This window comes from Streptomyces sp. NPDC046881, from assembly GCF_040645015.1.
GTDB lineage: Bacteria > Actinomycetota > Actinomycetes > Streptomycetales > Streptomycetaceae > Streptomyces.
Window position 1 is genome coordinate 1 of record NZ_JBEYXJ010000191.1, and the last position, 7,781, is coordinate 7,781.

Sequence of the window (7,781 nt, forward strand, 5' to 3'; positions counted from 1 at the left end):
GAGGGAGTCGACGCGGAGCGTCGAGGACCGACGACAACGCCGCAGATGTGCGTGCCAAGCCCCGCGACACCGGCAAGATCCGGAAGAGAGGCCCTACAGGCCGAGCATGCGGGCGATGGTCCGCAGCACTCCCTCGTCGTTGTTGGACGGTGCCAGGTGGCGGGCCCTGCGGATCACCTCGGGGTGGGCGCCCGCCATGGCGAAGGACCACTCGGCGGCGTCGAGCATCTCCAGGTCGTTCAGGTAGTCGCCGAAGACCATGGTCTGCGCCGGGGTGATGCCGAGCGCCCGCTGGAGGCCGCGCAGGGCGGTGCCCTTGTTGGCGGTGCGGTTCATCACGTCCACCCAGTGCTCGCCGGAGACCACGACCTGGTGGGTGCCGGCGAACTCCGCGAGGGCCGGGGCGGTGCTCTGCTCGGCGGAGCCGAAGTCGAACAGCGCGACCTTGATCACGTCGTCGTCGATCGCGGTGACGTCCTCGACGATCCGGTGCTCGACGTAGTACGTGCGGACCTCCGCGAGGAACGCCTCGTCGGTCCGCTCGACGTACGCCGCCCGCTTGCCGCAGACCACGGCGCCGACGTCCGCGCCGCCCGCGACCAGCCGCCGTACCGTCCGGACGACCCCGGCGACGACGGACGCGTCGAGCGGGTCGGAGCTCAGCTCCACGCCGTCGCGGACCACGTACGTGCCGTTCTCCGCGATGAACACCATGCCCTCGGCGACCTGGGCGAACTGCCGGTGCAGGGTCGCGTACTGGCGTCCGCTCGCCGGGCTGAACAGCACACCGCGGCGGCGCAGTTCGGCGAGCATCGGCCACAGACCGTCCGGTATCCGCTTGCTGTCGTCCAGCAGCGTGCCGTCCATGTCGGTGACGACCAGCCGGATGCCGGAGGGGCCTGCGGGCAAGGGGGAGGCGTCCAGGAGGGTGGCGGGCGTGGCGGGCATGTCCTGCTTCCGGTCGGGGGCGGGGAGACCGGTCCAGTGTTCCTCATGCGCCCCGCGTGCCCGGAACCGCCCACGGTGCCCGGTTGCCGGGACAGCGCGATCGGCGGGCGGCACAATGACGGCGGCGGCCGGCGGCGGCCGGCGGCCCGCGGAGGAGGACGTATGACGACTTTCGCCGACCCCGTGCCCGGCGGCCGTCCCGGCGACCTGCGCCGGGTCGCCGCCCTCACCGCCGACCTGTCCGCGCGGGGCGTACGCGGCATCGTGCTGGCGTACGTCGACACGGCGGGCGTCGGCCGGGTCAAGACGATCCCGACCGCGCGGCTGGAGGCGGCCGTGTCCTGGGGTGTCGGCATGTCCCCGGTGTTCGACACCTTCCTCGCCGACGACTCCGTCGTGACCACCGACGTCCTCGGCTCCCCCGACGGCGACCTGCGGCTCTACCCGGACCTCGACCAGCTGGTGGCGCTGGCCGGACAGCCCGGCTGGGCCTGGGCGCCGGTGGACCGGATCACCCAGGAGGGCGCCCCGCACCCCGGCTGTGCCCGCACCTTCCTGCGCCGGATCGTCACCGGCGCCGCCGAACGGCACGGCCTGGACTTCAAGGCGGCGATCGAGATCGAGTGGTCCGTCGGACTGGGCTCGGCGCCCGCCGGGGAGTTCGTCCCGGCGGTCTCCGGGCCGGCGTACGGCGCGATCCGGCAGGTCGGGCTGAGCGACTACACCGCCGATCTGCTGGCCGCGTGCGCCGCGCAGGGCGTGGACGTCGACCAGCTGCACCCCGAGTACGCGCCCGGCCAGTTCGAGATCTCGGTGGGCGCGCGGGACCCGGTGGCCGCGGCCGACCGCAGCGTGCTGGTCCGCCAGACCGTGCGGGCGGTGTCCCAGCGGCACGGTCTGCGGGTCTCGTTCGCGCCCGCGGTGTCCGCCGAGGGCGTCGGCAACGGCGGCCACCTGCACCTGTCCTGCTGGCGCGACGGGGTGAACCTGCACGCGGGCGGCGCGCGCCGGTACGGCATGACGGCCGAGGCGGAGTCCTTCGCGGCCGGTGTCCTCGCCCGCCTCCCGGCGCTGACGGCGGTCACCGCCCCGAGCCCGGCCAGCTATCTGCGGCTGCGGCCCTCCCAGTGGGCCGGGGTCTTCACCGCCTGGGGCCGCGAGACCCGCGAGGCCGCCCTGCGGATGATCACGGGCACGGCCGGCCGCCACGACCAGGACGCCAACATGGAGGTCAAACCCGTCGACCTGGCCGCCAACCCGTATCTCGCGCTCGGCTGTGTGATCGCCGCCGGGCTCGACGGCGTCACGGCGGCCCGTGCCCTGCCCGACGAGATCACCGGCGACCCGGCCCGCTACGGCCCCGACGAGGCGGCGGCCCTGGGCGTACGGCGGCTGCCGCAGTCGCTGCCCGAGGCCGTCGAGGAGTTCCGTGCCGACCCGGTGCTGCGCGCCGCGCTCGGCCCGGTCCTCGCCGACGCGGTGACCGCCGTACGGCTCGGCGAGGCGGCGGCCGTCGACGGACTCGGCCCCGACCGGGTCGCGGCGGCCTACCGCTGGACGTACTGACGATGGCCGCCCCCGGACCCGTCCACGAGGCGCTCGCCACGCTGCCGCTGGTCGACCACCACTGCCACGGCGCGGTCACGGCCGACCTGGGCGCCGCGGAGTTCGAGTCCCTGCTCACCGAGGGCGCGGCCTGGCCCGGCGTCTCCCCCTTCGACAGCCCCGCCGGCGTGGCCGTCCGCCGCCACTGCGCGCCCCTGCTGGACCTCCCCCGGCACGCGCCGCCCGCCGCCTACCTGGCCCGGCGCGCGGAGCTGGGCTGGCAGGAGGTCCACCGCCGCCTCCTGACGGCGTCCGGCGCCGGGGTGTTCTGCGTGGACACCGGCTACGCCCCGCATCCCCTCACCTCCCCCGCGGAGCTGGCCGCCGCGGCCGGCGCCGCGGCCTGCGAGGTCGTACGGCTGGAGCGGATCGCCGAGTCGGTGGCCGCGCGGGGTGTGACGGCGGACGGGTACGCGGCCGCGTTCCGGGCCGCCGCCGAGACGGCCGTGCGCCGGCAGGGCGTGGTGGCGGTGAAGTCCGTCGCGGCGTACCGGACGGGTTTCGCGCTGGACCCGGAGCGCCCGGCCGCGGCCGAGGTGACGCGGGCGGCCGGGCGCTGGCTGGCGCGCGGCGGACGCCTCGACGACCCGGTCCTGGTGCGGCACCTGCTGTGGACCGCCGTCGAGCTGGGGCTGCCGCTGCAACTGCACACCGGGTTCGGCGACGCGGACCTACGGCTGCACCGCGCCGACCCCGCCCTGCTCACGGACTGGCTGCACCGGACCGCCGGCACCGTCCCGGTGCTGCTGCTGCACTGCTGGCCGTACCACCGCCAGGCCGCCTACCTCGCCGCCGTGTTCGAGCAGGTGTACCTGGACGTCGGCCTCGCCCTGCACCACACCGGCCCCGCCCGCTGCCGGGCGGTGCTGGAGGAGGCACTGGAGATCACCCCGTTCCGCAAACTGCTGTACAGCTCCGACGCCTATGGTCTGGCCGAGTTCCACCACCTGGGGGCCCTGTGTTTCCGGCAGGGCCTCGCCGGTCTGCTGCAGGACCGCGTCGACGCCGACGAGTGGAGCCTGGCCGACGCCCTGCGGATCGCGGACTGGACGGGCCGCGACAACGCCCGCCGGCTGTACGGACCGCCCGTATCCGAACCTGCCCGCGAGGGAAGCGGGCTCCCCACCCGGAAAGTATGATCAAGCAATGTCTGACATGACCGAAACCACGCCCGGCTGGCTGACCACGGACGAGCTGGAGATGGCCAGGGCCCGGATGCCGATCCTGTACGTCGAGGCCGTGCCCGTGCGCGTGGACGACAGCGGTGAAGTCACCAGCATCGGACTGCTGCTGCGCATCGGCCCGGACGGCACCGTCAGCCGGACCCTCGTCTCCGGCCGCGTCCTGCACCACGAGCGGGTCCGCGACGCGCTGCTGCGCCACCTGGAGAAGGACCTCGGCCCGGTCGCCCTGCCCCGCGTCCCCGCCTCGCTCCAGCCGTTCACGGTCGCCGAGTACTTCCCGACCGCCGGTGTCACGCCGTACCACGACCCGCGCCAGCACGCCGTGTCCCTCGCCTACATCGTGCCGGTGACCGGGGACTGCCGGCCCCGCCAGGACGCGCTGGACCTCGTCTGGTTCAGTCCCCAGGAGGCCGCCTCCCCGGCCGTGCAGAACGAGATGCCGGGCGGCCACGGGGTGCTGCTGAAGCAGGCGCTCGCGCACGTGGGGCTGGCCATCTGATCGCTTCGGCGCCGCCCCCCGCGTTCCGTGGCCCGGGCGGCCGCAGCTCATGCGGCCGCCCGGGACGGGCCGTCACGGTTCAGGGACGGGTGGCCGTTTCCTCGCCGGCCTCGACGGCGAAGATCTGGTCGAGGCCGACGATGCGCAGGACGCGCAGAGTGTGGGCGGGGACGGCGGCGAGTACGACGTCCGCCTGGGCGGCGTGCGCGTGGCTGCGGGCGGCGATCATGGCCGTGATGCCGCTGGAGTCGCAGAACGCCATCTCCCCCAGGTCCAGGGTGAGGCGCTGACCGGGCCGCAGGCCGACGGTGGGGATCAGGTCACGCAGCTGTGCGGCGTTGGCGTAGTCGAGCTCGCCGGAGATCTCCAGTACGGGACCGTCGGCGGCGTCTCGGGTGGTGATCTTCAGCGGGCTCATCGTCGGTGTCTCGTCCGGGGGGCGGCTGCGAGGGCGAGGACGGCGGTGTCGTCCTCGAGGCCGTCGCCGAAACCTTCCAGCAGGGCCGTCACGGCCTCGACGACGGCCTGGGGGGACGTGTCGGGCTGCCCGGTGGCGAAGGCCAGCAGGGCCTCGTCCCCGAACAGGGTGGCGCGGTCCTTGCCGGTGCGGGCCTCGGTGAGGCCGTCGGTGTAGAGCAGCATCGTGTCGCCCGGGGCGAGCACGGTGGTGGCGGTGACGAACGGCGCGGAGGGCAGGACGCCGACCAGGAGGCCGCCGGGGGTGGGCAGGAACTCGCCCGTGCCGTCGGCGCGCAGGACCAGGACCGGAGGATGACCACCCGAGGCGAGGTGCACGGTCACCTCGCCGGTCGCCGGGTCCGGCTGGAGCCAGCCGAACACGGCGGTGCAGTACCGCGGGTCGCCGCTTGCGGCGTAGCGCTCGTGGAGCACCTTGTTGAGGATGGTCAGGGCCGAGACCGGATCGGGGTCGTGGAGCGCGGCGGCGCGCAGGGTGTAGCGGGTCAGCGAGGTGACCGCGGCGGCCTGGGGGCCCTTGCCGCACACGTCGCCGAGGAAGAACGCGGAGCGTGTGGCGTCGAGGGGGAAGACGTCGTAGAAGTCGCCGCCGAGCCGGTCGGGGGAGGCGGTGTGGTAGGAGGCGGCCGCCTCCACGCCGGGCATCGCGGGCAGCGTGTCGGGCAGGAGCGACCGCTGGAGCACGGCGAGGGCGTCCTGGAGCCGGGCACGGTCGGCCTCCGCCTGCTGGCGCGCTTCCTCGGCCTCCTTCCTGCGGCGCAGGAGTTCTTCCTCGTAGGAACGGCGGTCCCGGGCGTCGAAAACGGTGGTGCGGATCAGCAGCGGTTCTCCGGTGCTGCCGTGCTTGACCACGGAGGAGACCAGCGCGGGGATCCGGCCGCCGGTGGCCTGCTTGATCTCCAGGGCGATGCCGCTGATCTCGCCCTGCATCCGCAGCAGCGGTGCGAAGTGCGTCTCGTGGTACAGCTTGCCGCCCACCGTCAGCAGGTCGGTGAACCGCATCCGGCCCACCACCGCCTCCCGGTCCAGGCCGAGCCACCGCAGCAACGTGGTGTTGATCTTGGCGATGGTGCCGTCCATCAGCGTGGACAGGTATCCGCAGGGGGCGCTCTCGTACAGCTCCTCGGCGCTGTCCTCCAGCAGGGCGGCGAACGCCGCGTCCGAAGCGGCCGTGCCCTCGGCGTCGTGCGGGTCGGGCTGCTGGTCGGGGCGGCACATCACGGCAGGTCCGCCAGGAAGGAGGTGATCGCCCTGTTGGTGGCCTCGGGTGCGGACAGGTGCGGGCAGTGTCCGGTGGCATCGAGGGTGACCAGGGTGGAGCCGGGGATCGAGTGGTGGACGAACGCGCCGACCTCGCGCGGGGCGATGACGTCCTGGGTGCACTCCAGCACCAGCGTCGGCACCCGCACGCTCTTCAGGTCGTCCCTCGAATCGGTCAGGAAGGTGGTGCGCGCGAAGACGCGTGCCATGTCCGGATCGGTGGCACAGAAACTGTTCTTCAGCTCCGCGCCCAGTTCCGGCCGGTCCTCGTTGCCCATGATCACCGGGGCCATCGCCGCCGACCAGCCGAGGTAGTTCGACTCCAGGGAGGACAGCAGTTCGTCGATGTCCTCGGCGCTGAATCCGCCCCGGTAGCCGTCGTCGTCGATGTAGCGGGGAGACGGAGCGACCATCACCAGTGCCCCGAGCCGCTCCGGAGCCCGGGCGGCGGCCAGTACCCCGATCATCGCGCTGACCGAGTGGCCGACGAACACCGCGTCACGCAGATCGAGCGCCTCGCACACCTCGGTCACGTCCCGGGCATAGCCGTCGAGCGAGGAGTAACGGTCCGCCGAGAACGCGGACGCGTCCGAACGGCCCGAGCCGACGTAGTCGAACAGCACCACCCGGTACTCCTCGGCCAGCGCGGGAACCGTCAGCCGCCACATGTTCTGGTCGCAGCCGAACCCGTGCGCCAGCACCACCGGACGCCCCCCGGGGTTGCCGGTGACGGTGACGTTGTTCCTGCGGGCGATGTCCATGTCCAGAGTCTCGCACTCCTGACCGACCGCGGTGACCTCGCCCCCTGGGCCTTTCCGAGGAAGAGGAAGCGACTATTCCACAATTCCCGGGAAACCGGACACCCACGGCGGCCGCCATGGGAAGGAAGCGGCCGCCGAGGAAAAGCAGGAGATTTCCCCGGGAAGGGTTTTCCATGTCTGTGAGCCGCACGTTAGCCGTGTCCGTGATCTGCGCGACCGCCGCCTTGGGGGCCGCGGGATGCTCGGACGACGGATCGTCGGACCAGCCGTTCAAGGGGCAGAGCGCGGACCAGGTGGCCGCCAAGGCGGTGAGCGCCACCCGGGACTCCGCGTCGCTGCGCATGGCCGGCAAGGTCTCCGCGGACGGGCAGCCCCTGACGGTCGACGTCCACGTCGACACCCAGAAGAACTGCAAGGGCCGAATGGCGATGGAACAGGGCTCGGCCGACGTCATCCACGCGGGCCAGGCGACGTACATCAAGGGCGACGAGAAGTTCTGGGCGAACGCCGCCAAGGGCTCGGGCGAGCAGCAGAAGCAGGCCCGGGCGCTGAGCGGCCGTTGGGTGAAGGTGCCGGTCGGCGACTCCCGTACGACGGGACTGTGCGACAAGCAGGGATTCCTGGCCGACATGGACAGCGACAAGTCCGAGCGCAAGGGAATGACGAAAGGCGACGTCACCACGGTCGACGGCCGGAAGGCGATTCCGCTGAGGAAAAAGAAGGGCGGCGAAACCATCACCATGTACGTCGCCACGGAGGGAAAGCCGTACATTCTCAAGCTCGACCAGTCCGGCGGCGAGAATCCCGGCACGCTCGTCTTCTCGGACTACGAGAAGCCGGTCAAGGCGACACCCCCGCCGGCCGGACAGGTGATCGACGGCACCAAGGGCGGCACAGCGGACGGGTGACGGACGACTCGCCGAACACGTGAGGGCCGGTTCCGGATACGTCCGGAACCGGCCCTCACCGGCGACTCTCACGAGTCGGGACGACAGGATTTGAACCTGCGACCCCTTGACCCCCAGTCAAGTGCGCTACCAAGCTGCG

At 72.7% G+C, this 7,781-nt stretch carries 8 protein-coding genes; 4 read left to right on the top strand and 4 right to left on the bottom strand.

Annotated elements, in window-relative coordinates; all coding sequences use genetic code 11:
* Positions 1-93 precede the first annotated feature (93 nt).
* The gene (locus ABZ923_RS40325; protein ID WP_361483082.1) at positions 94-948 is read right to left on the bottom strand and encodes a Cof-type HAD-IIB family hydrolase; all 855 of its coding nucleotides are present in this window, start codon (positions 946-948) and stop codon (positions 94-96) included.
* A gap of 162 nt (positions 949-1,110) precedes the next feature.
* On the opposite strand from ABZ923_RS40325, the gene ABZ923_RS40330 reads away from it, so the two are divergent.
* From ABZ923_RS40330 to ABZ923_RS40340, 3 genes are read left to right on the top strand one after another with little or no spacing between them, the layout of a single operon-like run.
* Positions 1,111-2,514: a glutamine synthetase family protein gene (locus ABZ923_RS40330; protein WP_361483085.1), complete on the top strand. Its 1,404-nt coding sequence runs from the start codon at positions 1,111-1,113 to the stop codon at positions 2,512-2,514.
* 2 nt (positions 2,515-2,516) lie between these two features.
* A complete protein-coding gene (locus ABZ923_RS40335) occupies positions 2,517-3,692 on the top strand; it encodes an amidohydrolase family protein (RefSeq protein ID WP_361483087.1) in 1,176 nt (391 codons plus the stop codon).
* 16 nt (positions 3,693-3,708) lie between these two features.
* Positions 3,709-4,236 carry an NUDIX hydrolase family protein gene (locus tag ABZ923_RS40340; RefSeq protein ID WP_361483100.1) on the top strand — a complete coding sequence of 176 codons (528 nt, stop codon included), beginning with the start codon at positions 3,709-3,711 and terminating at the stop codon, positions 4,234-4,236.
* A gap of 79 nt (positions 4,237-4,315) precedes the next feature.
* Here the strand turns inward: ABZ923_RS40340 and ABZ923_RS40345 are convergent, their stop codons facing one another.
* Genes ABZ923_RS40345 through ABZ923_RS40355 form a run of 3 tightly spaced genes read right to left on the bottom strand, consistent with a single transcriptional unit; the run spans position 4,316 to position 6,734 of the window.
* The gene (locus ABZ923_RS40345) at positions 4,316-4,654 is read right to left on the bottom strand and encodes an STAS domain-containing protein (protein ID WP_361483090.1); all 339 of its coding nucleotides are present in this window, start codon (positions 4,652-4,654) and stop codon (positions 4,316-4,318) included.
* Positions 4,651-5,931 carry a SpoIIE family protein phosphatase gene (locus tag ABZ923_RS40350; protein WP_361483093.1) on the bottom strand — a complete coding sequence of 427 codons (1,281 nt, stop codon included), beginning with the start codon at positions 5,929-5,931 and terminating at the stop codon, positions 4,651-4,653. Before ABZ923_RS40350 ends, ABZ923_RS40345 begins: the two co-directional genes overlap by 4 nt.
* Positions 5,931-6,734 (bottom strand): alpha/beta hydrolase, encoded by an 804-nt coding sequence (locus ABZ923_RS40355; protein WP_361483095.1) that lies wholly within the window; start codon positions 6,732-6,734, stop codon positions 5,931-5,933. The genes ABZ923_RS40350 and ABZ923_RS40355 overlap by 1 nt, the downstream gene beginning before the upstream one ends.
* 179 nt (positions 6,735-6,913) lie before the next feature.
* Between ABZ923_RS40355 and ABZ923_RS40360 the strand changes: the two genes are divergently transcribed.
* Positions 6,914-7,642: a hypothetical protein gene (locus tag ABZ923_RS40360; RefSeq protein WP_361483098.1), complete on the top strand. Its 729-nt coding sequence runs from the start codon at positions 6,914-6,916 to the stop codon at positions 7,640-7,642.
* Positions 7,643-7,781 lie beyond the last annotated feature (139 nt).